General features: G+C 56.9%; 24 protein-coding genes. 13 read left to right on the forward strand and 11 right to left on the reverse strand.

Translation table 11 applies throughout. The annotated features are described in order from the left end of the window. Positions 1–39: 39 nt before the first annotated feature. Together Q3Y58_RS16085 and Q3Y58_RS16090 are read right to left on the reverse strand one after the other, a co-directional pair. Positions 40–1167, reverse strand: coding sequence for an HlyD family secretion protein (locus Q3Y58_RS16085; RefSeq protein WP_274217691.1), 1128 nt, complete (start codon positions 1165–1167; stop codon positions 40–42). Then, positions 1167–1517, reverse strand: a complete 351-nt coding sequence (locus Q3Y58_RS16090) for a DUF3302 domain-containing protein (protein WP_274217690.1) — start codon at positions 1515–1517, stop codon at positions 1167–1169. Before Q3Y58_RS16090 ends, Q3Y58_RS16085 begins: the two co-directional genes overlap by 1 nt. A 270-nt stretch (positions 1518–1787) precedes the next feature. Here Q3Y58_RS16090 and trpA point away from each other — a divergent pair, with 270 nt between their 5' ends. The 3 genes from trpA (at position 1788) to Q3Y58_RS16105 (ending at position 5055) form a co-directional block, all read left to right on the forward strand. Continuing rightward, positions 1788–2618: a tryptophan synthase subunit alpha gene (trpA, locus tag Q3Y58_RS16095; RefSeq protein ID WP_319622932.1), complete on the forward strand. Its 831-nt coding sequence runs from the start codon at positions 1788–1790 to the stop codon at positions 2616–2618. A 77-nt stretch (positions 2619–2695) separates the two neighbouring features. Further along, positions 2696–3637 (forward strand): acetyl-CoA carboxylase, carboxyltransferase subunit beta, encoded by a 942-nt coding sequence (gene accD, locus Q3Y58_RS16100; protein ID WP_274217688.1) that lies wholly within the window; start codon positions 2696–2698, stop codon positions 3635–3637. Positions 3638–3714: 77 nt separating this feature from the next. Continuing rightward, entirely contained in the window at positions 3715–5055 is a 1341-nt protein-coding gene (locus tag Q3Y58_RS16105) for a bifunctional folylpolyglutamate synthase/dihydrofolate synthase (protein WP_319622933.1), read from the forward strand. A 62-nt stretch (positions 5056–5117) separates the two neighbouring features. Here the strand turns inward: Q3Y58_RS16105 and cysK are convergent, their stop codons facing one another. From cysK to dut, 3 genes are all read right to left on the reverse strand, one after another. Continuing rightward, positions 5118–6080, reverse strand: a complete 963-nt coding sequence (gene cysK, locus Q3Y58_RS16110) for a cysteine synthase A (protein ID WP_319622934.1) — start codon at positions 6078–6080, stop codon at positions 5118–5120. 206 nt (positions 6081–6286) lie between these two features. Beyond that, complete coding sequence (locus Q3Y58_RS16115) at positions 6287–6949, reverse strand: HAD family hydrolase (RefSeq protein WP_319622935.1); 663 nt, start codon at positions 6947–6949, stop codon at positions 6287–6289. Positions 6950–6961: 12 nt separating this feature from the next. Continuing rightward, positions 6962–7411: a dUTP diphosphatase gene (gene dut, locus Q3Y58_RS16120; RefSeq protein ID WP_319622936.1), complete on the reverse strand. Its 450-nt coding sequence runs from the start codon at positions 7409–7411 to the stop codon at positions 6962–6964. 199 nt (positions 7412–7610) lie between these two features. On the opposite strand from dut, the gene Q3Y58_RS16125 reads away from it, so the two are divergent. After that, a complete protein-coding gene (locus Q3Y58_RS16125; RefSeq protein WP_319622937.1) occupies positions 7611–8411 on the forward strand; it encodes a DODA-type extradiol aromatic ring-opening family dioxygenase in 801 nt (266 codons plus the stop codon). Here Q3Y58_RS16125 and mutS read toward each other — a convergent pair. Further along, positions 8408–11143: a DNA mismatch repair protein MutS gene (gene mutS / locus Q3Y58_RS16130; protein ID WP_319622938.1), complete on the reverse strand. Its 2736-nt coding sequence runs from the start codon at positions 11141–11143 to the stop codon at positions 8408–8410. The genes Q3Y58_RS16125 and mutS overlap by 4 nt on opposite strands. 140 nt (positions 11144–11283) lie before the next feature. Between mutS and Q3Y58_RS16135 the strand changes: the two genes are divergently transcribed. From Q3Y58_RS16135 to Q3Y58_RS16150, 4 genes are all read left to right on the forward strand, one after another. Then, the gene (locus tag Q3Y58_RS16135; RefSeq protein WP_319622939.1) at positions 11284–13560 is read left to right on the forward strand and encodes an NADP-dependent malic enzyme; all 2277 of its coding nucleotides are present in this window, start codon (positions 11284–11286) and stop codon (positions 13558–13560) included. Between the two features lie 176 nt (positions 13561–13736). Beyond that, the gene (locus Q3Y58_RS16140; RefSeq protein WP_319622940.1) at positions 13737–14387 is read left to right on the forward strand and encodes a phosphoribosylanthranilate isomerase; all 651 of its coding nucleotides are present in this window, start codon (positions 13737–13739) and stop codon (positions 14385–14387) included. 17 nt (positions 14388–14404) lie between these two features. Beyond that, positions 14405–15619 carry a tryptophan synthase subunit beta gene (trpB, locus tag Q3Y58_RS16145; RefSeq protein ID WP_274217680.1) on the forward strand — a complete coding sequence of 405 codons (1215 nt, stop codon included), beginning with the start codon at positions 14405–14407 and terminating at the stop codon, positions 15617–15619. A 72-nt stretch (positions 15620–15691) separates the two neighbouring features. Beyond that, on the forward strand, positions 15692–16288 hold the full coding sequence (locus tag Q3Y58_RS16150) for a glutathione S-transferase family protein (protein WP_319622941.1): 597 nt from the start codon (positions 15692–15694) through the stop codon (positions 16286–16288). A 90-nt stretch (positions 16289–16378) separates the two neighbouring features. Here the strand turns inward: Q3Y58_RS16150 and Q3Y58_RS16155 are convergent, their stop codons facing one another. Together Q3Y58_RS16155 and Q3Y58_RS16160 are read right to left on the reverse strand one after the other, a co-directional pair. Next, positions 16379–17290, reverse strand: coding sequence for a methylated-DNA--[protein]-cysteine S-methyltransferase (locus tag Q3Y58_RS16155; RefSeq protein WP_413697836.1), 912 nt, complete (start codon positions 17288–17290; stop codon positions 16379–16381). Between the two features lie 138 nt (positions 17291–17428). Further along, on the reverse strand, positions 17429–17983 hold the full coding sequence (locus Q3Y58_RS16160) for a DUF2244 domain-containing protein (protein WP_319622942.1): 555 nt from the start codon (positions 17981–17983) through the stop codon (positions 17429–17431). 21 nt (positions 17984–18004) lie between these two features. On the opposite strand from Q3Y58_RS16160, the gene nth reads away from it, so the two are divergent. Next, complete coding sequence (gene nth / locus Q3Y58_RS16165; RefSeq protein ID WP_319622943.1) at positions 18005–18769, forward strand: endonuclease III; 765 nt, start codon at positions 18005–18007, stop codon at positions 18767–18769. Positions 18770–18809: 40 nt separating this feature from the next. On the opposite strand, the gene irrA is transcribed toward nth, so the two are convergent. Then, positions 18810–19241 carry an iron response transcriptional regulator IrrA gene (gene irrA, locus Q3Y58_RS16170; protein WP_274217676.1) on the reverse strand — a complete coding sequence of 144 codons (432 nt, stop codon included), beginning with the start codon at positions 19239–19241 and terminating at the stop codon, positions 18810–18812. A gap of 378 nt (positions 19242–19619) precedes the next feature. Here irrA and fabA point away from each other — a divergent pair, with 378 nt between their 5' ends. From fabA to fabI, 3 genes are all read left to right on the forward strand, one after another. Continuing rightward, complete coding sequence (gene fabA / locus Q3Y58_RS16175) at positions 19620–20135, forward strand: 3-hydroxyacyl-[acyl-carrier-protein] dehydratase FabA (protein ID WP_274217675.1); 516 nt, start codon at positions 19620–19622, stop codon at positions 20133–20135. A 120-nt stretch (positions 20136–20255) separates the two neighbouring features. Then, positions 20256–21473 carry a beta-ketoacyl-ACP synthase I gene (gene fabB, locus Q3Y58_RS16180; RefSeq protein ID WP_319622944.1) on the forward strand — a complete coding sequence of 406 codons (1218 nt, stop codon included), beginning with the start codon at positions 20256–20258 and terminating at the stop codon, positions 21471–21473. 62 nt (positions 21474–21535) lie between these two features. Further along, the gene (fabI, locus tag Q3Y58_RS16185; protein WP_319622945.1) at positions 21536–22342 is read left to right on the forward strand and encodes an enoyl-ACP reductase FabI; all 807 of its coding nucleotides are present in this window, start codon (positions 21536–21538) and stop codon (positions 22340–22342) included. An 89-nt stretch (positions 22343–22431) separates the two neighbouring features. On the opposite strand, the gene Q3Y58_RS16190 is transcribed toward fabI, so the two are convergent. Then, complete coding sequence (locus tag Q3Y58_RS16190) at positions 22432–22923, reverse strand: SH3 domain-containing protein (protein ID WP_274217672.1); 492 nt, start codon at positions 22921–22923, stop codon at positions 22432–22434. Positions 22924–23215: 292 nt separating this feature from the next. On the opposite strand from Q3Y58_RS16190, the gene Q3Y58_RS16195 reads away from it, so the two are divergent. After that, complete coding sequence (locus tag Q3Y58_RS16195; protein WP_274217671.1) at positions 23216–24202, forward strand: 2-hydroxyacid dehydrogenase; 987 nt, start codon at positions 23216–23218, stop codon at positions 24200–24202. 37 nt (positions 24203–24239) lie between these two features. Here the strand turns inward: Q3Y58_RS16195 and dnaQ are convergent, their stop codons facing one another. Next, a complete protein-coding gene (gene dnaQ / locus Q3Y58_RS16200) occupies positions 24240–24944 on the reverse strand; it encodes a DNA polymerase III subunit epsilon (RefSeq protein ID WP_319622946.1) in 705 nt (234 codons plus the stop codon). Positions 24945–24946: the final 2 nt, after the last annotated feature.

The raw sequence follows: 24946 nt of genomic DNA on the forward strand, positions 1-24946 counted from the left end.
GACAGAAAAGCCCCGGAAAACGCTCCGGGGCTTTTTGGTTTAGTGGTCGAAGGAGAGGTAGTGCAGCCAAGACTGCATGCGCAGCAGCACCTTGCGAATGATCGACACGTGGTGGAAGTAGTCGGTGTAAACCGCCACCTGCCCATATGAGCCGCCCGGCAAGGCGTACTCCCGCATGTCTTCGTCAAGATCGATGATCACATTCATGCGACCCGGATCACCCCTGTCTTCCGGGGAGATGATCTCGCCGCTGGGAGCGACCTGGCCTTCAGGAATGTACTCGATGACAGCCGAGATCTTGCCTTTGAAGATGCGGCCGGGAATGCCGAGGAACGCAACCTCCGCTTCATCGCCCACTTGAAGGCGCTGCATGTGAACCTGCAGGAAGCTGGCGATGACCTGATTGGGCTGCTCTTCGATGAACACCATGCTGGGGGCAATGCGCCGGGCCATGAAGCCGGGGCGGACCGCCAGACTGGTGACATAGCCATCTGCCGGAGCCTTGATCGTGGCTTGATCCAGCTCCCACTTGGCCTGCGCCAACTGGGACTCGATTTCTGCGATCTGGGCAGACTGACCGGAGGCGGTTTGGGCCCCCACATCAAGTTCGGCGCTGCGCAGGGCCGCTTCTGCGCTTGCCAGGCTGGCCTGCGCGGTTTCCAACTCACGGTCGCGGAATTCCAGAGAGGCAACGGACGCCACATCCCGTTCCACCAGAGTAGCGGCATCATCACGGCGGGTTTGCGCCAACTGAAGCGCGGCGTTGGCAGCCTGCACGTTTGCCTGCGCTTCTTTGACGGCTTCCTGCTTGGCATCAAAATCTGCCACGACCAACGCCTTGCGGGCTTCCAGCTCCTGAACCCGGTTCTGGACCTCCGTGTCGTCCAGAACCAAGAGCGGCGTGCCCTTTTCAATGCGGACGTTGGGTTGGACGGGGACCTCGACAATGGGCGCGCGCAGGTAGGAAATGATGGGGGTGGTGCGGTAAAACGTGGTGGCGATGGTTGTGGCCGGGTGGCTGTAGTTCATCAACAAAAGCAGACCGGCGATCAAAAACACGCCGCCAAGACCGGCGGTGGTCAATGACCACTCGTTTACCGGGATGCGAAAGACCTTAAAGATGACCGTGCAAATGGCCACATATGTGAGAATGAGAAGAAGGTCCATCAGTTGCCCCCCTGCTTTGCGTCATCAAACGCCTGCAGCCTTTGTTGCATGGCCGCGATCTGAGCAGTGAGTTCATCAACCTTGGCTTCCAGCTCCTCTTCTTTGCGCTTGAGGGTGCCAAAGCCATAGCCACGGTCCTTCTGGTACATGGTTGCCCAGATCCAGAGAAATGGCCAAATGGCATGAAGCGTGAACAGGGACACCCACCCGGCCGCATAGATGGCGTCCTTGTGGGGGTGTTCGCGTTTCTCGGCGATCTTGTAGGGAATGTCGTGGATGTAGACGATGCCGTAGACCACAACCAAAATCACAAAGATGATGAGAAACAAGGCAAAATAGTTCAGAAACACTGCCAGCTCCTGTTACTTCAGGATTGTTTTTCTTTGATTACGTTAGGGCAACATCTTCCGCGAAAGGTGTAAACAAACCGATACTCTCTGTGACTTGCTATGGATGACCCTTGGGTTTTGGCCCGCGCATTAACCGCCAGTGGTAAAAAATCAGCCAAAACACCTCGTTTGACCGAGCTGTTTGTTGACAGCGCATAGGTCTCACCCCTACATCCATGTGCAGCGAATTCGTGGAGAACTTTCTCCAAGCACACCAATTGGTCGGGGTAAATGACAGAGACGCGTATTGATCGGCGATTTGCCAAACTCAAAGCCGAGGGTCGGCCAGCCCTCGTGACCTTCATCACGGCTGGCGATCCAGATCTGGAAACGTCCCAAGAGATATTGGAGGCCCTTCCAGCGGCTGGCAGCGATGTGATTGAGCTGGGCATGCCGTTCTCTGACCCCATGGCCGAAGGTGTGCCAATTCAGCTGGCAACGCAGCGTGCGTTGAAGGCTGGCCAGTCCATGGACAAGACCTTGGACATGGTGCGCAAGTTTCGCGAAAAGGACGATGAAACCCCAATCATCCTCATGGGTTACTACAACCCGATCTACGTTCGTGGCTCTGACAAGTTTGTCGCCGAGGCGAAGGAAGCCGGTGTCGATGGCTTGATCGTCGTGGACGTTCCTGCTGAGGAAGATGAGGAACTGTGCATTCCCGCCCTGAAGGGTGGTTTGAACTTCATTCGCCTTGCAACGCCGACCACTGATGAAAAACGTTTGCCTGCTGTGCTAGCCAACACTTCCGGTTTCGTTTATTACGTCTCAGTGACAGGTGTTACGGGGAGCGCCAGTGCTGATACGCAGGCTGTGGCGAGCTCCGTTTCCCGGATCAAACAGCATACCGATTTGCCGGTCGCCGTTGGCTTTGGCGTGAAGACTGCTGAACAGGCACGAGACATTGGCCGCCACGCAGATGGCGTGGTTGTTGGCTCGGTGCTTGTGGAAGCTATCCGCGAAAGTCTGGATGCAGACGGCCGGGCCACAAATGGAACAAAAGATGCTGTTATCGGGACCGTGCGCGCACTACGTAAGGGTGTAGAAAGCGCTCGGGGCTAAGCATTTACTTTTTCTGGAGCAGGGTCTGTTCCAGTCAATCAAATCGATCATAACATCAACAACTGGCAGGGTTGCCCGTGAACTGGATTAATAACGTCGTTCGGCCAAAGATCCGCAGCTTTTGGGAAAAGCGCGATGTGCCGGAGAACCTCTGGATCAAGTGCCCGGAAACCGGGGAAATGGTTTTCCATCGGGACCTGGAAGCCAACCAGTGGGTCGTGCCGAACTCAAACTTCCATATGCGCATCACCGCGAAGAAGCGCCTAGAGTACTTCTTCGACGAAGGTGCGTATACCAAGATCAAAACACCAGAAGTGGCTCAGGATCCTCTGAAGTTCCGCGATCAAAAGAAATACGTGGACCGACTGAAGGACGCCAAGACCAAGACTGAGCTGGACGATTCCGTTCTGGTGGCTCAGGGCAAGGTGCATGGCACTGACATGACCGTTGCCGTGCAGGACTTTGCCTTCATGGGTGGGTCTTTGGGCATGGCCGCTGGTGAAGCGATCATCAAGGGCATGGAAACAGCCGTTGAGAACAAGACACCGTTTGTCATGTTTGCTGCTTCCGGCGGCGCGCGTATGCAGGAAGGCATCCTTTCCCTGATGCAGCTGCCGCGCACAACCGTTGCGGTGCAGATGCTGCGCGAAGCAGGCCTGCCATACATCGTGGTTCTGACCAACCCGACGACTGGCGGCGTGACGGCGTCCTACGCCATGCTGGGTGACGTACATCTGGCGGAGCCGGGTGCGCTGATCGGCTTTGCCGGCCAGCGTGTGATTGAGCAGACCATTCGCGAAAAGCTTCCTGAAGGCTTCCAGCGCTCAGAATACCTGCTTGACCACGGCATGGTGGACAAAGTGGTGCATCGCCATGAGATGCGCGATACCATTTCCAACCTCTGCAACATCTTCATGAAGCGCGAACCTGCGCTGCCGAAGCTGGATGCAGCGGAGGACGAACCAAAGGCCCTTGAGGCTCCCGCAGAAAAAGAGAGCGCAGACGCTGCCAGCGCCTGACCTCGAAGCTGCCATTTGAAGCTTTAAAAGTCCGGCCTTTTGCCGGACTTTTTTGTAAGGCAGGAGTGTTCCCTGTGATGACGAAAGTGCAGACCCGCGTGCAAGACGCCCTGAAGCGCCTGATGACATTGCATCCTGCCGAGATTGACCTTTCGCTGGATCGCATTCTTCGGCTTCTGGAAAAGCTCGGCAACCCGCATCTCGCGCTGCCGCCGGTGTTTCATATCGCCGGGACAAACGGCAAGGGCTCCACGGGCGCGTTTGTTCGCGCGCTGCTGGAGGCGGAAGGAAAGCGGGTTCACGTCTATACCTCACCACATCTGGTGCGGTTCAATGAACGTATCCGCCTTGGCGAAAAAGGCGCGTTTGTGAGTGACCGCAAGCTTCTTGAAGCGCTGGAGGCGGTGGAGACCGCAGCAGACGGGCAGGCCATCACCTTTTTCGAGGCGACCACGGCTGCCGCGTTCTGGCTGTTTGCCAGAGAGCCGGCGGATGTTGTGGTGCTGGAAGTAGGACTGGGCGGTATTTTGGACGCAACCAACGTCATTCCCGATCCATTGGTCAGCATCATCACGCCAATTTCTCTGGACCACGAGGACTTCCTTGGCAACGACCTTGCAGGCATTGCCAAGGAAAAGGCGGGCATCATCAAGCCAGAGCGTCCGGTGATCAGCGCAACCCAGCAAGAAGCGGTGCTGCCAGTGCTGGAGCGGCAAGCAGCGCGCAACAAGGCGCCTTTTCAGCTGTTCGGGCAAGAGTTCAGTGCCTATGAAGAGCGCGGCCGCCTTGTTTATCAGGATGAGAACGGTCTGTTCGATCTGGTACTGCCCAAATTGCCGGGAAGGCACCAGCTGGAAAACGCTGGTGTGGCTCTGGCTGCCGTGCGGGCGGCAGGCTTTTTGCAGGATCCAACCGCGTTCTCACCCCAGGTGGAAAAGGCCCTGCGCAATGTGAACTGGCCAGCGCGCATGCAATCCCTTACCGATGGCGGCCTGGTGGACGAATTGCCACTGCTCACTGACATCTGGGTGGATGGGGGCCACAATCCGGGAGCGGGGCAGGTTGCCGCCACGTTCATGGCGGACCTGGAAGAGCAAAGCTCTCGTCCGCTGTTTCTTGTTGCCGGAATGATGAAGACCAAGGATCCGGTTGGTTTCTTTGCCAATTTTGAAGGTTTGGCCCGACATGTACTCACCGTGCCGCTGACAACCACCTCACTGGGACGCAGCCCCGCTGAGCTGGCACAGTACGTTCGGCAGGCCGGTATCGAGGCAACACCGTGCGAGACGCTGGATGAAGCGCTGAGAGAGCTGAAGGGCCATCTGGCGGATCAGATGTCGCCTGGGCGCGTTCTCTTTTGCGGTTCGCTTTATCTGGCAGGCGAGGTGCTTCAGGAAAACGGTACACCGCCAACCTGAGCCCAAACGCACAAGGGAGGCCAATGGCCTCCCTATTTCACGTGAATCATCAATCCGTTGGCTTATTCGAGGCCTTCAAACAGAGCGGTTGAGAGATAGCGCTCAGCAAAGCTTGGGATGATGACAACAATGTTCTTTCCTGCCATGTCCTCGCGCTGACCAACGCGAACCGCGGCTGTGAGCGCTGCGCCGGATGAGATCCCCACCGGTACACCTTCCAGCTTGGCCACTTCACGGGCGCGGGCAAAGGCATCGTCATTGCTTACCTTGACGACCTCATCGTAGACCTCAGTGTCCAGAACACCCGGGACAAAGCCCGCGCCGATGCCCTGAATCTTGTGGGGGCCGGGCTCTCCGCCAGAAAGAACCGGGCTGTCTTCCGGTTCAACCGCGACAACATGAACGGAAGGCTTCTTTTCCTTCAGTACCTGAGAAACGCCGGTGATGGTGCCGCCGGTGCCAATGCCGGAGATGAACACATCCACTTCACCGTTGGTGTCGTTCCAGATTTCCAGCGCCGTGGTGTTGCGGTGGATCTCCGGGTTGGCCGGGTTTTCGAACTGCTGCGGGATGATTGCGCCGGGAATTTCTTCCACCAGCTCGTTGGCGCGCGCGATCGCGCCTTTCATGCCCTTTGGCCCTTCCGTGAGCTCCAACTCAGCGCCCATCAGCTTCAGCATCTTGCGACGTTCTATGGACATGGTTTCTGGCATGACGAGGATGAGCTTATATCCTTTCGCAGCCGCAACGAATGCCAGCGCAATGCCGGTGTTGCCAGATGTGGGCTCAACGAGCGTGGTCTGGCCGGGCGTGATCGTGCCTTCCGCTTCCATGGCTTCGATCATGGCAACCCCGATGCGGTCTTTCACGCTGGCGATCGGGTTGAAGAACTCAAGCTTGGCGAGGATGTTGGCTTTGACGCCATACTTTTCGGCAAGGCGGTCGAGACGAACGAGTGGCGTGTTGCCAATGGTCTCGGTGATCGAACCAAAAATCTTACCGCGGCCAACTTCTGGATTGCTCATGACGGATCTCCAAGGTGTGAAACGCTGCGCTACTGCAACATTAAATGTCTTGGAGATCAATCTAGTGATTCAGAATGCAACCTGCGAGGTTTACGGGCGCGTCAGAGTTTGGATTTATGGAAAAACGAGATTAAATTTTCGCAGTTCCATAGAAATTCATTCCAATATGCGCGCTGATTAGAACCATCTTGCAGAACCAATGCGCTTTACGCGCCGGGAAGGCCGAGCAGGGCTGGTAAATCTTCCATGCGCTCGAAGGGGATTGCCCCCAGTGCGCGAACCTTTTCCGGATTGGAAAGGGGATCGGCCACATAGCCAAACGCCGCCATGCCCGCATCTCGAGCAGCCTGAAGGCCAGGCAAGCTGTCTTCGATCACGATGCAGTCCTTCGGGTCGACTTTCATGCCCTTAGCCGCATAAAGAAAGATATCAGGAGAGGGTTTGCCGTGTGGCACATCCTGCGCCGAGTAGAGCACATCCTTGAAGTAGTCGAGCAGACCCGCGCTTGCCAAGGTCATGTTCATCTTCTCATATTTGCCGGAGGACCCAACGCAGTAGGGAATGCCTCTGGCGCGCACCTGTTCCACTACATCCTTGATGCCGGGGATGGCCTCAATGCCGCTCTGGAACGCCTCCAGATCGGCGGCGCGCACCTGATCGGCCCAATCCTCTTCCAGATCAAGACCTTCTTCTTCGATGAGAAGGCTCCGGATGGTGTCCAGCGTGCGGCCCGTGAAGCGCAGGTGGCACTCGTCCGGCGTAATGGTCAGGCCGGCACGGGCGATGAAGCCGGAGAGCACCTCGTTGGCGACCTTTTCCGTGTCAACCAGAATGCCGTCACAATCAAAGATGATCAGTTTCGGTGTCATGCCTCTTGTTCCCTAGTGGGTGCCTGAAGAACCAAAGCCGCCGCCGCCACGCTCGGTGTCATCGAGATGGGCAACTTCCAGAATGTGCGCCTGTGTGACCGGCGCGATGATAAGCTGGGCAATGCGCATGCCGCGCTCAACCACAAACTCTTCCTGACCCAGATTGATCAGAATGACCTTCACCTCACCACGGTAGTCTGAATCGATGGTGCCTGGCGTGTTGAGCACGGTGACGCCATGCTTGGCGGCAAGGCCTGAGCGTGGCCGCACCTGACCCTCAAAACCATGGGGAATGGCCATGGAAAGGCCTGTGTCGATGAGGGCCCGCTCACCTGGCTTCAATGTGAGGGTGCTCTCGATGGCTGCACGCAGATCCATGCCCGCTGCTTCGCGAGACTCGTAGGCTGGCAGCTGCAAACCTTCTGCATGGGCCAGTCGCTTGATTTTCAATGATGGTGTCATGTGTCGCCCGGTCAGTTATTCGACATAGGTCTAACAGCAGACCCTGCATAATTCCAGAGGCAAAACACGATGTTTGGAACCCTCTATTGTACATATATGATGAACAGTGATTTCAAAAATAACTCTATTAACTTATAATCAGAGACAATTGTAGAGTGAAGCCAAGTGATTTAAGAAAATATGGAAGCGCAGGTTTCACATGAAACAGAACCCTCTGTTCCTTCCCCATGGAGCACCTGATCTGGTCTTGAAGCCCGGACCTGCTACTGAATTCTTGAGCGGGATCGGAGACCGCATTCGAAGCGCCGCCTCTGTGGTGATGATTTCTCCCCATTGGCAGACCGATACGCTGAAGGTTTCCGCGCCCGGCGTGCTGGACACGATACATGATTTTCGCGGATTTCCCGATCAGCTCTACAAGATCAAATATGCTGCAGAAGCAAAGCGTTGTCTGGTAGATCATGTGCTGCGCACCACCTGCCGGGCGGGCCTTGCCATTCAGGAAGACAGCGGCTGGGGCCTTGATCACGGCGCGTGGATTCCGTTGTCCTTGTCCAACCCCGAAGGTGGCATCCCCGTTGTACAAGTTTCGATTCCGAAACATTATGATCTGATGGACAGCTACGAGCTTGGCAAGGCGCTGGCGCCGCTTGCAGAAAATGACATTCTGATCATCGGCACAGGTGCCACAATCCATAACTTCAAAGAGCTTGGAAGCGACGAAACCCCTACACCGCAGTGGGCGCTGGACTTTGATGAGCATGTGAAAGAAGCCATGGAGCGGGCGGACGCGAACTCCGTCATCAACCTGTCCAGCCATCCGGACTATACCCGCGCTCTACCAACGGACGAGCATTTGCTGCCGCTTGCGGTGGTTTGCGGGGCCGCAGGCGCCAATGCCCGCGGCCGTCGCATTCATCACAGCTACACCTACAGCACCCTGAGCATGAGCGCCTACGAGTTCGGCTCGTTTGAAGCCCAGCGCTCCAAAGCCGCTTAGCTTCCCAGTTCGCGCAGCTTCTGCTTCAAGGCGTAGAGGCTGTCGTGAGCTTGGCGAGGGGTCATGTCGTCCGGATCCATCGCCTTGATCATCTCCGCCAGCTCCACAGCAGCAGGAGGAGGCGCTGGCGGCGTCTCCGGGATTTGATCCAGTGGCTTTGAGATGCCCGCAAACAGCGGCAGGTCGTCAATCAGCGCCTCGGAAGGGGCCTTGCGGTCCTGCTCTTCCAGCTGCTTCAAGACACCTTCGGCACGATGCACCACGCTCGCGGGCAGACCAGCAAGCTTAGCCACCTGAATACCGTAGGAGCGATCGGCCGCGCCGGGTACGATTTCATGCAGGAACACCACGTCGCCGTTCCATTCCTTGACCCGCACTGTCGCATTGTTAAGGCGGCTCAGCTTTTTGGAAAGCACCGTCAGCTCATGGTAGTGGGTGGCGAAAAGCGAACGGCAGCGGTTTTGCTCGTGCAAGTGCTCAATGGCCGCCCAAGCGATAGAGAGTCCATCAAACGTTGCGGTGCCACGGCCGATTTCATCCAGAATGACAAGCGACCGCTCGGTGGCCTGATTCAAAATGGCTGCCGTTTCAACCATTTCCACCATGAAGGTGGAGCGGCCCCGGGCCAGATCATCTGCTGCGCCCACGCGGGAGAAAAGCCGGTCTACCACACCAATGTGGGCAGAGCTTGCCGGGACAAACGCACCAATCTGCGCGAGGACGGCAATCAACGCGTTTTGCCGCAAGAACGTGGACTTACCGGCCATGTTTGGACCGGTGATCAGCCAAATCTGCCCCAGATCTGCGCCGTCCTGCGGTCCCAGCTGAGCATCGTTGGCAACGAACGGCTCGCCGGAGGACTTGGCCAGCGCCTGTTCCACGACCGGATGACGGCCGCCGACGATTTCGAAGGACAAGCTGTCATCAATCACGGGGCGGGTGTAGTTCTCAGCCTCAGCAAGCACAGCCAGTGAACTGGAAACGTCCAACATGGCGAGCGCATCGGACGCGGCCTTGATTTCCGCCGTGGCGGCAACGACCGCCTTGGCCAATTCCGCAAAAATCTCCAGCTCTATGGCGAGCGCGCGCTCCCCGGCATTGGCGATTTTGGATTCAAGCTCTGCCAGTTCAGTCGTGGTGAAGCGCATGGCGCCCGCCATGCTCTGGCGGTGAATGAAGCGCTCCGGATTGTTCTTCATGGCGTCGCACTGAGCGGTTGGCGCTTCGATGAACCAGCCAAGCACGTTGTTGTGCTTGATCTTCAACGAGCGGACATCCAGCTCCTGCGACAGATCGGCTTGCATCTGAGCGATCACCTTGCGGCTCTCATCGCGCAGGGCTTTCAGCTCATCCAAATCGGTGTTGTAACCGCGTGCCACATAGCCGCCATCCCGCTTCAACAGTGGGGGATCTTCGGCGATTGCCTGATCAAGCTTTTCACCCAGAGCATGAGGCGCGGCTTCCAGAGCGGCAAGACCACGCTGTAGCTCTTCCGGCAGCGCGCTGCTGGACGCGATAAGCCCGGCGATGTCACGGGCGGACTTCAAGCTCTGTGAAATGGCCTGAAGGTCGCGCGGCCCGCCGCGATCCACGGCGAGACGGGAAAGAGCACGGGACATGTCCGGCGCGGCTTTCAAGAGGCCGCGCACATCGTCCCGCAACATTGTGTCGGCCACGAAATAAGCGAGGGATTCCTGCCGGTGATGGATCTCAGAGGGGTTTGTCAGCGGGCTGGCAAGACGGCTGGTCAGCAAACGGGAGCCCGCCCCGGTGATGGTCTTGTCGATCGCAAACAGCAGGCTTCCTCGGCGGTCACCTGCAAGGGTGCGGGTCAGCTCCAGATTGGCGCGTGTCGCCGGATCGATCAGCATCTGACCGCTGGAGGATTCCTTTTGCGGCGGCTCGATGGGGGGACGTTCGCCAAGCTGTGTCTTTTCGATGTACGCCAGAATGCCAGCGGCGGCGCTAAGCTCGGCGCGTGAATAGTTGGCAAAGCCATCCAGTGTGCGCACGTTGAAGAACTGGGCAACGCGATCCGCAGCGGTGGAGCCTTCAAAGAAGGTGCGTGGTACCGGAGAGAGCGCTCCTGAGGCTTGTTCAAGGACCACGCGCAGTTCCGGCTCCTGCAACAGGCCGTCCGCCACAACAATTTCCGAGGGATCGATGCGCGCTAGATCCGCGCCGAGGCGGACATCATCGGTTTCCGCCACGCGGAAAATGCCGGTTGAGATGTCAATCCATGCCAGACCGAAGAGGCTTGCTTCACCTGAAGCGCCAAGCTTGGTGCGGGAAATGCCACAGAGGAAATTATGTTGGCGGGCGTCCAGAAGGCGGTCTTCGGTCAAAGTGCCCGGCGTGACGAGACGAACAACGTCACGGCGTACCACGGATTTGGAGCCGCGCTTTTTTGCTTCTGCCGGGTCTTCGGTCTGTTCACACACAGCAACCCGATGCCCAAGACCAATCAGCTTTTGCAGATAGTCATCGGCAGCATGAACCGGCACGCCGCACATGGGAATATCGTCACCCTGATGTTTGCCGCGCTTGGTCAGAGTGATGCCCAGCGCCTGAGAGGCAATCTCCGCGTCTTCAAAAAACAATTCGTAGAAATCGCCCATCCGATAGAACAGAAGGCTATCTGGATTTGCGGTCTTTATTTCGATGTACTGAGCCATCATAGGGGTTACGCGCCCCTTGTCGCTCGCGGAGGTATTTGCTTCTGCTGTCGTCATGGCGCAGACACTAGCAAAACGAATTGTGCCTTTCACGAGGCTGCTTCCCTATATGACCTTGTTACCCGTTATTTCCGGGGATAATGTCACGGGCCAAACAAGAGTGAAAAGCTGCGAACAGGGTCGGGGGGACGTACCGAATGTCGGAAAAGTCGACGGGAAATAATGTGAGCTTCACAGATCAGGATGCATTGTTGTTCCATCAGGAAGGCAAGCCCGGAAAACTGGAAGTTGTACCAACCAAACCCATGACAACGCAGCGGGATCTGTCTCTGGCTTATTCGCCCGGTGTGGCGGTGCCAGTGCGGGCCATTGCAGAGGACCCCAACCGCGCCTTCGATTATACAACGCGTGGCAACATGGTTGCGGTCATCTCCAACGGCTCAGCGATCCTGGGGCTTGGCAATTTGGGGGCACTGGCCTCCAAACCGGTGATGGAAGGCAAGGCGGTTCTGTTCAAGCGCTTTGCGGATGTGGACTCCATCGACCTTGAAGTCGACACCAACGACGTGGACGAGTTCATCAACTCCGTTCGCTTTCTAGGCCCGTCCTTCGGGGGCATCAATCTGGAAGACATCAAGGCTCCGGACTGCTTCATCATTGAACAGAAGCTGCGCGAAGTGATGGACATTCCGGTGTTCCACGATGATCAGCACGGCACGGCGATCATCGCGGCCGCAGGCCTGATCAATGCGCTGCACCTGACGAACCGCGATGTTAAAGACATCAAGGTGGTGTGTAACGGCGCTGGCGCAGCGGGCATTGCCTGTATTGAGCTGATCAAGGCCATGGGCGTGCCCCATGAGAACGTGCTGTTGTGCGATACCAAAGGCGTGATCTACAAGGGCCGCGCAGAGGGGATGAACCAGTGGAAGAGCGCACATGCGGTGGAAACCGATCGCCGCTCATTGGCTGAGGCGCTCAAGGATGCGGACGTGTTCCTTGGGGTGTCCGTGAAGGGCGCACTGACGGCCGAGATGCTGAAGTGCATGGCACCGAACCCGATCATCTTCGCCATGGCGAACCCGGACCCGGAAATCACCCCGGAAGAAGCCCACGAAATTCGGGATGACGCCATTGTGGCCACGGGCCGGTCTGACTATCCGAACCAAGTGAACAACGTTCTTGGCTTTCCCTACATTTTCCGCGGAGCGCTGGACGTTCACGCCACGACCATCAACGACGAGATGAAGATTGCCTGTGCAGAGGCGTTGGCACAGCTCGCGCGCGAAGATGTGCCGGATGAAGTGGCCGCCGCCTACCGGGGGACCCGCCCCCGGTTTGGCCCGGAATACATCATTCCCGTGCCGTTTGACCCACGTCTTATCTCCACGATCCCGCCTGCTGTGGCGCAAGCTGCCATGGACAGCGGCGTGGCCAAGCGCCCAATCGTGGACATGCAGTCCTATGCAGCGCGCCTTCAAGGCCGCCGCGATCCGATTGCCGGAACCTTGCAGCGCATCGTTTCCAAAGTTCGCCAAGCGCCAAAGCGCATTGTGTTTGCCGAAGGGGAAGAGGATGCGGTCATCCGTGCCGCCTCTACCTTTGTGAACCAAGGGTTGGGGGAAGCGATCCTCGTGGGCCGTGAAGATGAAATCCGCGCCAATGCCGCCTCTGCGGGCGTGGACATCAACCGCCCGGGGATCAAGATCGAAAACGCGCGGGTGTCAAGCAAAGCCGGTTCTTATGCCGAGTTCCTGTATTCCCGCTTGCAGCGCAAGGGCTACCTGCAGCGGGATTGCCAACGCCTTGTCAACAACGATCGCAACTACTGGGCTTCCATCATGGTGGCGCGAGGTGATGCGGACGGCATGGTAACGGGCCTTACCCGCAACTACTCCGTGGCGCTAGAGACCATTCGCAAGTGCATTGACGAAAAGCCCGGTCATCGCGTGATCGGTGTTTCTCTGGTGATCAATCGCGGCCGCACGGTTCTTGTGGCAGATACAGCTGTGCATGAGATGCCAACCTCCGAGGAGCTGGCGGACATTGCCGAAGAAGCCGCCCACGTTGCGCGCCGCCTCGGCTATGAGCCGCGCCTTGCCATGCTGGCCTATTCCACGTTTGGTCATCCCGCCGGCGAGCGCACCACGCGCCTTCAGGAAGCGGTGAAAATTCTGGATCGCCGCCGGGTGGACTTTGAGTACGACGGGGAAATGGGTGCAGACATCGCGCTCAACATGGACAAGATGTCGAACTATCCGTTCTGCCGCCTGACAGGACCAGCGAACGTGCTGGTGATGCCGGCGTTCCACGCCGCCTCAATCTCTACACGCATGTTGCAGGAGCTGGGTGGCAGCACCCTGATTGGGCCGTTACTTGTTGGGCTCGATCGTCCGGTGCAGATTGTGCCCATGGGAGCGAAGGACAGCGACATCTTCAATATGGCGGCCATTGCGGCCTATAATGTGACCTGAACAATGCCAAGGGCGGCCGCGCGCCGCCCTCTTGGCCAGCGCTTTGGATGCTGCCGACGCGATACCCCTTAAAAATCTGAGTGATTTCGGGGGCATTGTTGAGGTCAGCACACCGTGACTTTGCTGGAAGTCTGGTCTAAGAGGCCTATATCGAGAAGACTAATCGGGATAAATCCATGACACCGCCTTTAATCAAGATCTGTGGTCTTTCGACACCTGAGACTGTTGACGCAGTTGCCGAAGCGGGTGCAGATATGATCGGCTTTGTCTTTTTCCCGAAGAGCCCGCGTAATGTTTCCACTGAAGCCGCAGCCCACCTTGCGGAGCCTGTGCGCGGTAAGGTGCAGATTGTGGCGCTGACCGTGAACGCCAGCAACGAAACGCTTGAAGACATCGTCTCCACATTGAAGCCGGACCTTTTGCAGCTTCACGGTTCTGAAAGCCCAGAGCGCTGTGCGGAAGTACGCGAGATCTTCAAAACGCCCGTGATGAAAGCCTTTGGCATCTCGTCCAAAGACGACCTGGACGCGGTGACACCTTACGACAGGGTGGTGGACCGGCTGCTGTTTGATGCCAAACCGCCAAAGGACGCAAACCGCCCCGGCGGCAACGGGGTTTCCTTTGATTGGCACCTATTGGAAGACTTGAAGCTGGATACGCCTTATATGCTGTCTGGCGGATTGACGATTGAAAACGTGGCGGATGCGCTTCGCATCACCCGCGCGCCCGGAGTGGATGTTTCCTCCGGTGTTGAGCGCGAGAAGGGTGTGAAAGACGTCGCCCTGATAAAAGAGTTCGTGCAACGCGCACGGACAGCACTTTCTTGAGAATTGGGATCGAGCCGATGAACCAACAGGTAAACACACTGCGTTCCGGACCAGATGAAGATGGTCACTTCGGAATTTACGGCGGTCGTTTTGTAGCCGAAACGCTTATGCCGCTCATTCTGGATCTGGAAAAGGCTTACAACGACGCCAAGAACGATCCCACGTTTACGGAAGAGATCAAGACGCTGAACACCCATTACACCGGGCGTCCGTCTCCGATGTATTTTGCAGAGCGCCTCACTGAGGAGCTGGGCGGCGCGAAGGTCTACTTCAAGCGCGATGAGCTGAACCACACCGGGTCTCACAAGATCAACAACTGTCTGGGCCAGATCTTGCTGGCAAAGCGCATGGGCAAGACCCGCATCATTGCCGAGACCGGCGCTGGTCAACACGGCGTGGCAACAGCCACGGTTTGTGCGCGCTTCGGCCTGCCTTGTGTTGTTTACATGGGCGCGACCGACGTTGAACGTCAGAAGCCAAATGTATTCCGCATGAAGCTTCTGGGTGCGGAGATTGTTCCTGTGACGGCAGGGGCAGGCACGCTGAAAGATGCCATGAATGAGGCGCTGCGTGACTGGGTGACCAACGTGGAAGACACCTACTACCTGATTGGGACAGCGGCAGGCCCACACCCTTATCCGGAGATGGTTCGCGATTTCCAGTCTGTGATTGGTGATGAAGCCAAGAAGCAGCTTATGGAGATGGAAGGTCGTTTGCCAGACGCCATTGTGGCTGCTGTTGGCGGGGGCTCCAACGCCATTGGTCTTTTCCACCCGTTCCTTGACGACGATTCCGTCAAGATCTACGGCGTTGAAGCAGGCGGCAAGGGCCTTGAGGGCGAAGAACACTGCGCCTCCCTGAATGCAGGCAAGCCAGGTGTTCTCCATGGCAACCGGACCTATCTGCTTCAAGATGACGACGGTCAGATCCTTGAGGGCCACTCCGTTTCTGCCGGTCTTGATTATCCGGGCATCGGTCCTGAACACTCGTGGCTGCGGGATACGGGCCGGGTAACTTACGTGCCGATCACCGACAGCGAAGCACTGGACGCGTTCCAGATGTTGACCCGCGTAGAGGGCATCATTCCGGCATTGGAACCGAGCCATGCGCTGGCCCAGGTGATCAAGATGGCACCGCAGATGGACAAGGATCAGATCATCGTGATGAACTTGTGCGGGCGCGGCGACAAGGACGTGTTCACGGTCGGCAATCTTCTGGGCTTTGATCTTTAAAAGATCACCGAGTTTTCAAGCGGGGTTTTCGAGCCCCGCTGTTTTTTCGAGTATTTGATTAGCTGGCTTATTATGACTATTTCGCTTTACAGTGCTCTTGGGTCCAACAGTTCGGAACGCGTTGAATGGGTGCTTTCGCACAAGGCGCTTGAGTGGGAGCGCGTAGAGGTTTCCAACGAGGCCTTGAAGACCACCTACCGGGACCAGATCAATCCGTTTGGCTTTGTGCCCGCCCTTGTTCATGAGGGGCATACCCTCGTCGAATCCATGGCGATCATTGAATATCTGGAGGAGTGCTTCCCGGAGAAACCCGTTCTCGGCTCAAGCGCCAGCGAGCGCGCAGAAATTCGGGCGATCTGCTCTCATGTGGGCTCGACCATTCACAGTCCGCAGAACCGGACTGTGCTGAAGTTTCTGCGCCCCGACCTTACGGAGGCAGACAAGAAACAGCTGCGGGCAGGGTGGATTGGCGGCCAGCTACTGACGATGACGCCTCTGCTGTGGGGCAACAGTGCGTTCTGCTGCGGTTTGTCTTTCTCCGCCGCAGACGTTTTTGTGGCTACCATCTACCGAAAATATCTACAGCACGGCGGAGCGCCTATTGACCGTTTTGAAAGCCACCGCACTCATCTTGCCCATGAGGGACTGATCCCGGATTTTCTGCTTTGAGCGGTTTTGCCAAGGCATCGGTTTTTTGAGATTTGTTTGAGGTCACCACACAGCCAGGAGCTGGTGATCTCGCATCTCCATCCTCGCCTCTTAGAACGAAAACTGACCCTGAGATTCCATTTCAAGGACGGCACCGCTCAGGCCCGCTTCCCAGCCCAGAATGGCGCGTTTTCGGGTGACGCCCCAGTGGTAGCCACACATGTCACCAGAGCGCCCGAGGACGCGATGACAAGGCACCACAAACGAGATGGGGTTCTTGCCAACAGCCGTACCTACCGCACGGCTGGCCGACGGTTTGCCAATGTTTGCAGCGATATCTGAATAGGTGGTGGCCTTGCCCATGGGGATCTTCAGAAGGGTTTGCCAAACGCGGACTTCAAAGTCTGTACCTATGAAGACCAGCCGCAAGGGCGTCTCCGGCGACCACATATCCGGATTGAACACCCGATCGAGATAGGGTGCTGTCTTCTCAAGGCTTTCTTCATAGGCCGCAGCAGGCCAGCGCCGCGTCATGTCCTCAAGGGCGGCCTGCTCTTCACCCGGGTCGGCAAATGCAAGCCCTGCAAGGCCTTTATCCGTTGTCATGAGAAGCACATAGCCGAACGGGCAAGGGTGAAAGCCAAAGTGGATCACAAGGCCTTCGCCGCGCTTGCGATAATCACCGGGGGTCATGGCTTCGTGGGTGACGAACAGATCGTGAAGGCGTGAGGGGCCGGACAAACCCACCTCATAGGACGTGTCGAGCACAGAAGCGGCATCCCGCAAAAGGGCGCGGGCATGGTCCAGGGTGATCGCCTGAAGGAACTGCTTCGGCGTAATGCCAGCCCAGCGAGAAAATACCCGCTGCAACTGAATAGGCTGGAGCTGCACATCTGCGGCGAGTTGTTCCAGAGATGGCTGACTGCGCCATGTTTCCGTGATGGTCTTCAGGGTCTGGCGCACGACCTGATAGTCCTCAAAGGTCTGATCAAAAGACACTTGCTGCAGGGCTTCCTTGTCCAACGCGCCTTGTTTCAACACCGAAGATACTCCTATGCCCCTGTTGGGTCGCTTCCCGTTCTCTTGAAGGAATGTGAGAGTAGGGGCATGGCGGGTGAATAGCCACCCGAAATGCGAGCGCGCCTTAACGCCGGGCCAAGCTTAACCGGCGTAGACTGAAAGCCCGTCGCGCTTTGCCATTTGGATGGCCTTCACAAAGGCATCGGCAAAACTGGCTTTGTCTGCGGGATTGAGGAATGCGCCGATGGAAAGCTGCTGAGCGCCGGCGATCAGTGAAATCGCCGTCACGCCCTCATCCTCAAGCCTGCGGATCACAATGCGGGTGTGAATGGGGTTGAGCCTGAACTCTGCGGTTCGGCCCCGGCCACAGACACGGCGCACATGGATTTCGACCGGAGAAACCTTTACATGCTCATAGGCTTTGCCGGACTTGGTGCTGGAGGCAAACGCGATCCAGAGCGCCAACACCGGCACAGCCAGAATGAGTGGTGCAAACCAGAGGCCGACAGCGGCCAGAAACACGGCATAGATGCTCGCAAAACCAGCGGCAACAAGAGTGACCCGAGAGAGCCCCAGGGGTGACATCGACCTGTGAGGGGTCAATACCGCCTCAAAAAAGGGGGGAAAACACTCATTAGGGTCGCTAACTTCCACCCGCTCGCGCTGTTGCGATTGGTAGTATTTGTCCCTCGTCATGGGGTGAAGTATAGAGGTTTTATGGCATACGAAAAGACCCTTACAAAGACCGAGCCGACCAAAGCTCCCGCCAAGGCAAAAACGCCGGCAAAGCCACGCCGTAAAACGCTCTCTCGATCCAAGTATAACAAGGCAGAGATTGCGGCCCTGTTTGAGCGCTTTCACGAAGACAATCCGGAGCCCAAGGGCGAACTGGATCACGTCAACGACTTTACGCTGCTGGTGGCGGTGGTGCTTTCAGCGCAGGCAACAGACGTGGGCGTGAACAAAGCCACACGGCACTTGTTCCAAATCGCAGATACGCCGGAAAAAATGGTGGCTTTGGGTGAAGACCGCATTCGCGAGGAAATCCGCACCATCGGTCTTTACAAGAACAAGGCAAAAAACACGCTTCTGCTCTCGCAGCAACTCATCGAAAAGCACGGCGGCGAGGTGCCTCAGACCCGCGAAGAACTGGAGGCGCTGCCAGGGGTGGGGCGCAAGACCGCCAATGTGGTGCTGAACATTGCCTTTGGCCATCCCACGATTGCGGTAGATACGCACTTGTTCCGGATTGGAAACAGGCTGGGCCTCGCGCCGGGAAAGACGCCGCTGGATGTAGAGCTGAAGCTGGAGAAGATCATTCCCCCGCAATACATGCGGCACGCCCATCACTGGCTGATCCTGCATGGCCGCTACATTTGCAAAGCGCGTGCACCGGAATGCTCCCGGTGCATCATCTCAGACCTGTGCAAAAGCCCCGAAAATTTCGTAGGCAACCCCGGCGCAGCCAAACCCAAGAAGTGAATCCCCAAAAGTATTCACAGGGTTTTTCTGCCCCTGTTGTTTAATGGGTGCGAGTCTTTCTGACGCGCACGACAACTTCCACTCGGGAAATTTCCATACCTTCCGGAGGGGTCGGCAAGGATTCCAAACGCAGGCCACTATCCGGAATATCAACTACACGGTTTTCATCTTCCAGGAAGAAGTGGTGATGCTCGTGGGTGTTGGTGTCGAAATATGTCTTGGTGCCTTCAACAGCTACTTCGCGCAAAAGGCCCACTTCCGTGAACTGGTGCAGGGTGTTGTATACCGTTGCAAGAGATACCGGCACGCTTGCCACGATGGCTTCCTCGTGCAGGACTTCAGCGGATATGTGTCTGTTTCCTTTAGAGAAAAGAAGCTCAGCCAGTGCCACACGCTGGCGGGTTGGACGCAGTCCTGCTTCGCGAAGCATGTTCACTACGTCAAATTCATGGTTTTCTTCGATCGCGTTCATAATAACCCTGCAGTCAATCTCCCTTGTCAGAAGACTGCTTTCAGTTGGTCGAGAATGTCGCCACACATCGAAATCTCGACTCGTCGTCCTAAAGAACCCCGAGCCCTCTGCTGAAACCTGTTCAACACACGGAGCGTCCGGCGCGAATAGCTGGAATTCCGAATTGGTCCAGTTGCGCTTTACAATAATAATAAGAACAGTCTTGTGTGAACGCAACTGCGGACATTAGGCACACGCATTCTCCCATACGCTGGTCTTTCGTTGACCGAAAGCGTGTGTTAGGAAAGCGCGAACAGAAAAACTAAACCATCGTTTAGGATCGCCGCGCCGATACACGGCATGGTGGCCGATGACAGCGATTAAATATGCGGGAATGGGATGCATACAGGGCGTTCGAGCTTCGACTACGAAGACCTACTGAAATGCGGACGTGGAGAGCTGTTTGGCGCGGGCAATGCCCAGTTGCCTCTGCCTCCAATGCTCATGTTCGATCGGATCTCCGAGATCTCCGAGGAAGGTGGCGAATACGGCAAGGGCCTGATCCGCGCCGAACTGGAAATCAAGCCTGACCTCTGGTTCTTCGAGTGTCACTTCAAAGGTGACCCGGTAATGCCAGGCTGCCTGGGCCTTGACGCTTTGTGGCAGATGACCGGTTTCTTCCTCGGCTGGCTGGGTGAGCCAGGCCGCGGCCGTGCTCTTTCGGTTGGCGAGATCAAATTTACCGGTCAGATCACACCAGAAGTTAAGAAGATCGAGTATGGTGTAGACCTGAAGCGCGTCATGCGCTCCAAGCTGAAGCTCGCCATTGCGGATGGCTGGGTTAAGGCAGACGGTGAAAAAATCTACGTTGCCAAAGATCTGCGCGTTGGTCTGTTCCAGGACGACGCCAAGTAAACCTTCCTTTGCAAGGTAGCTACGAGAACAACAAGAGGCCTGAAAACAGGCCTCTGTCATGTGCAGTGATCGATGGGCGCCCTTGAGCGCCTCGTCGTGTTTTAACCACGGGAGTCCTTCATGAGGCGTGTGGTCGTTACCGGTATCGGTATTGTCTCTTCTATTGGTGATAATGCAGCTGAAGTGCAGCAGAGCCTTTACGATGGTAAATCCGGCATCGTTCGTGCTCAGGAATATGCAGATCTTGGCTTCAAGTGTCAGGTTCATGGTGCCCCTAAGGTGGACCCTTTTGAAGCGCTTGGCCGCCGCACAACCCGCTTCATGGGTGCAGGCGCCGCATGGAACTACATTGCCATGGAGCAGGCGATTGAAGACGCCAAGCTCTCTGAAGATCTGGTGAGCAATGAGCGTACCGGTCTCATCATGGGGTCTGGTGGTCCCTCCACCCCGGCGATTGTGGAGGCTGCGGACATTACCCGCGCCAAAGGCCCACGCCGCATTGGACCAACCGCCGTGCCGAAGGCAATGAGCTCCACCAACTCTGCGACACTGGCTACGCCGTTCAAGATCCACGGCGTGAACTACTCCATCTCCGCAGCATGCGCGACCACCAACATCTGTATTGGTAACGCGGCTGAGCTGATCCAGTGGGGCAAGCAGGACATCGTGTTTGCCGGTGGCGGCGAGGAACTGGACTGGACGCTGTCCAACATGTTCGACGCCATGGGCGCCATGTCCAGCAACTACAACGAAACGCCTGAGAGCGCTTCCCGCCCATACGACAAGAACCGCGACGGGTTCGTGATCGCTGGTGGCGCAGGCGTGCTGGTTCTGGAAGAGCTGGAACACGCAAAGGCCCGCGGCGCGACCATCTACGCTGAAGTTGTTGGCTATGGCCAGACCTCTGACGGCTACGACATGGTGGCTCCGAGCGGTGAGGGCGCTGCACGCTGCATGCGTCTTGCCATGGAAGGCCTCGACTGCGAGATCGACTACATCAACCCGCACGCGACCTCCACTCCAGTGGGCGACATCAAGGAAATCGAAGCGATCCGCGAAGTGTTTGGTGACAAGATCCCACCAATCTCCGCGACCAAAGCGCTGACCGGTCACTCTTTGGGTGCTGCTGGCGTTCAGGAAGCAATCTATTCGCTGCTGATGATGAAGGGCGACTTCATTGCCGCTTCTGCGCACATCGAAGAGCTGGATCCAGAATTTGCTGACATGCCAATCGTTCGTGAGCGCAAGGACAATGCCGGACTGAACTGCGTTCTGTCCAACGGCTTTGGCTTCGGCGGCACCAACGCTTCCGTCGTGTTCAAGCGATACACCGACTAGTCTTATTGGGAACGGGTTGGACCTTATGAAACTCCAACCCGCTCCGACAACAGGAGTTTCATATGAGCAAGCTGATGCAGGGCAAGCGTGGTCTTGTGATGGGCATTGCAAACGACCATTCAATTGGCTGGAGCATTGCGAAAGCGCTTGCTGATGCGGGCGCTGAATTGGCCTTTACCTATCAGGGCGATGCCTTTGGAAAGCGCGTGAAGCCGCTTGCCGAGAGTGTTGGCGCTGATCTGGTGCTTCCATGTGATGTGGAAGACATTGCCACTGTTGATGCGGTGTTTGACCGCCTGAAGGAAGAATGGGGTTCCATCGACTTCCTCGTGCATGCCATTGCGTTCTCTGACAAGAACGAGCTGAAAGGCAAGTACGGCGATACCACGCGCGAGAACTTCTCCCGTACTATGGTTATCTCCTGCTTCTCTTTCACTGAAGTTGCCAAGCGCGCAGCAGAGCTGATGACCAACGGCGGTTCCATGCTGACCCTGACCTATGGCGGCGCAACCCGCGTGCAGCCGAACTACAATGTCATGGGTGTGGCCAAAGCAGCTCTGGAAGCCTCTGTACGCTATCTGGCGTTCGACTATGGTGAGAAGGGCATCCGGGTGAATGCGCTTTCTGCTGGCCCTGTGCGAACACTTGCAGGCGCAGGCATTGGCGATGCGCGCTTGATGTACAACTTCCAGCAGGTTAACTCCCCGTTGAAGGCCTCGGTAACCTCTGACCAACTGGGTGGCTCTGGCCTTTACCTGCTTTCCGATCTGTCAGGTGGCGTAACCGGTGAAGTGCATTTTGTGGACGCTGGCTACAACATCATGTCCATGCCACGCCTTGAAAGCCTGAAGACGCTCGACAAGGCCTGATTGGGCCCAACATCCTTAGCATTCAACATGAAAAAGCGGCCTTTCGATCATCTCGAGAGGCCGCTTTTTTTGATTGATACCGTGGTTTTTTAGAGGTCTTCGTCGGGATAGACGCCGAACAGGCGGGTTTGATCCACCCAGCCCTCAAAGTCTTTCCCGGAGATGCGGCAATAGCCATCCTCACATTCCAGAACACCTGCCAACACCAGCGGCTCCATGTAAGCGATGATGCGCTCGTTTGGACCGGGGCTTGCGCGCAGGGGAGTCGTTTCAGACTTTTCGGCCCATGGCGTTACAAGCGCTGAACGGTAGCCGGACAGCAGTGTCCTGAACACCCAGCCCGTGTTGCCTTCCCAGTCGCGAATACGGCGCCAGTTCTCAAACTCCTGAATGATTTCCACCGGCACCCGACTCTTCACAAACGACCAGGCAATGTCGTGGTCGCGGCTTGGACCCACACGCACATTGACGCGGTCGGACTTGATGCTGACGTAACGGGGGATCGGCAAGCCGCTTGCACCGGTGCCTGAAGACTGTGCAAGAACGGGGGCAGAGACAGAACCCAGTGACGCCGCGATCATGAGGGTACTCAAGAAAAGACGAACAGCTCGGAATCTGTTATTTGGCATGGCTTTATCGGGACTTTCCAACAAGGAGTTTGGCGTTTGGGTTGTATGAGTGAGACTGAAGTATCATTCTACTCATGCTACAAAATCACTAAGCGGCTGCTAGAGTAAACAGGCTTGATTGACAACACTTGTTTTACACGGGCCATCTGCTTATGAAAACAGGTGGGGGCTACGGATTTCCAGTAGCCTATGGTGGACATCGTAGAGTTAACAAACTCTCAATTAATTTCAGAAGGCGGGGATCATGCCCAAAAAGAAGCCCGTTGTGGTGGTTACGCGTAAGCTTCCTGATGTTGTTGAGACGCGCATGCGCGAGCTGTTCGATACGCGGCTGAATGAGACAGACACGCCCTTTAGCCAGGCGGAACTGGTTGAGGCTGTGAAGACCGCCGATGTCCTGGTGCCAACGGTCACCGACCGCATCGATGCGTCCATTCTGGCGCAGGCGGGACCCAACCTGAAAATGATTGCGAATTTTGGCAATGGTGTCGACAACATTGATGTTGTGACGGCAAATAATCGCGGCATTGCGGTGACAAACACCACAGGCGTGATGACCGAAGACACCGCCGACATGACCATGGCGCTGATACTTGCAGTGCCACGCCGCCTTATGGAAGGCATCAAGAAGATCGAGAACAAGGAGTGGGAGGGCTGGTCGCCGCAGTGGATGCTGGGTCACCGGATCTGGGGCAAGCGCCTCGGTATCATCGGCATGGGCCGCATTGGCCAAGCTGTTGCCCGGCGCGCAAAGGCGTTTGGCATGTCCATCCACTACCACAACCGTATTCGCGAACCTCTGGACGTGGAAGAGCGGCTGGAGGCCACCTACTGGGAAAGCCTGGACCAAATGCTGGCGCGCATGGACGTGATTACAATCCACTGTCCGCACACGCCTGGCACTTATCACCTGCTTTCAGCCCGTCGCCTGAAGCTGATGAAACCGGAAGCTTATCTGGTCAACACAGCGCGCGGCGAGATTGTCGACGAGAACGCGCTGATCCGTCAGATTGAAGCCGGAGAACTGGCCGGCGCTGGCCTTGATGTTTTCGAGCATGAGCCCGCAGTGAACCCGCGTCTTGCCAAGTCTGACAAGGTGCTGCTGATGCCTCATATGGGCTCAGCGACCATCGAGGGCCGTATCGACATGGGTGAAAAGGTGATTATCAACATCAAAGCGTTCATGGACGGCCACCGTCCGCCTGACCGGGTGCTGCCTTCCATGCTGTGATGAAGAACCGGCCGCTTTCGAGCGGCCGTTTTTGGTCTCACTTCAGATACTTATTCCACATGGGTTCGCCCTTCATGCCTGCCAGAAAGTCCGCGTGGGCTTTTAGCTCAGCTTCAGTGGGCATATGAACCAGTGGGGCAGATCGCTGCTTTGCCGGTTTGCGCTGGCGCGGGCCACCGCCGTCTTCCCCCTCGTATTGGTCATCCTGGTCCGAAAGAATCAGGTCGCGCTGTTTGCCGCCATTAAGCTCCAGATAAACCTCAGCCAGGAGCTCAGCATCGAGCAGCGCACCGTGCTTGGTTCGCTTGGAGTTGTCGATACCGAAGCGGGAACAGAGCGCATCCAGCGAGGCAGACCCGGTTGGGTACTTTCGCCGCGCCATGGTGAGCGTATCCAGCACCTGCTCGTTCGGGATGTTGGGCAACCCGCAACGTCCCAGCTCCATGTTGATGAAGCCCATGTCGAAGGGTGCGTTATGGATGACCAGACGGCCATCTCCCACAAAGTCGAGAAACTCCTGAGCGATCTCTGCAAATTTGGGTTTGTCGGAAAGAAACTCTTCTGAGAGCCCATGGACCCGGAAAGCCCCTTCCGGCATGTCCCGTTCCGGGTTGATGTAGACGTGATATACGCGCCCGGTTGGAATGAAGTTGATCAGCTCCACGCCGCCAATCTCCACCAAGCGGTCGCCATCAAGAGGATTAAGGCCGGTCGTTTCGGTATCGAAAGATATTTCGCGCATAC

This window comes from Nesiotobacter zosterae, assembly GCF_033843645.1.
GTDB lineage: Bacteria > Pseudomonadota > Alphaproteobacteria > Rhizobiales > Stappiaceae > Pseudovibrio > Pseudovibrio zosterae.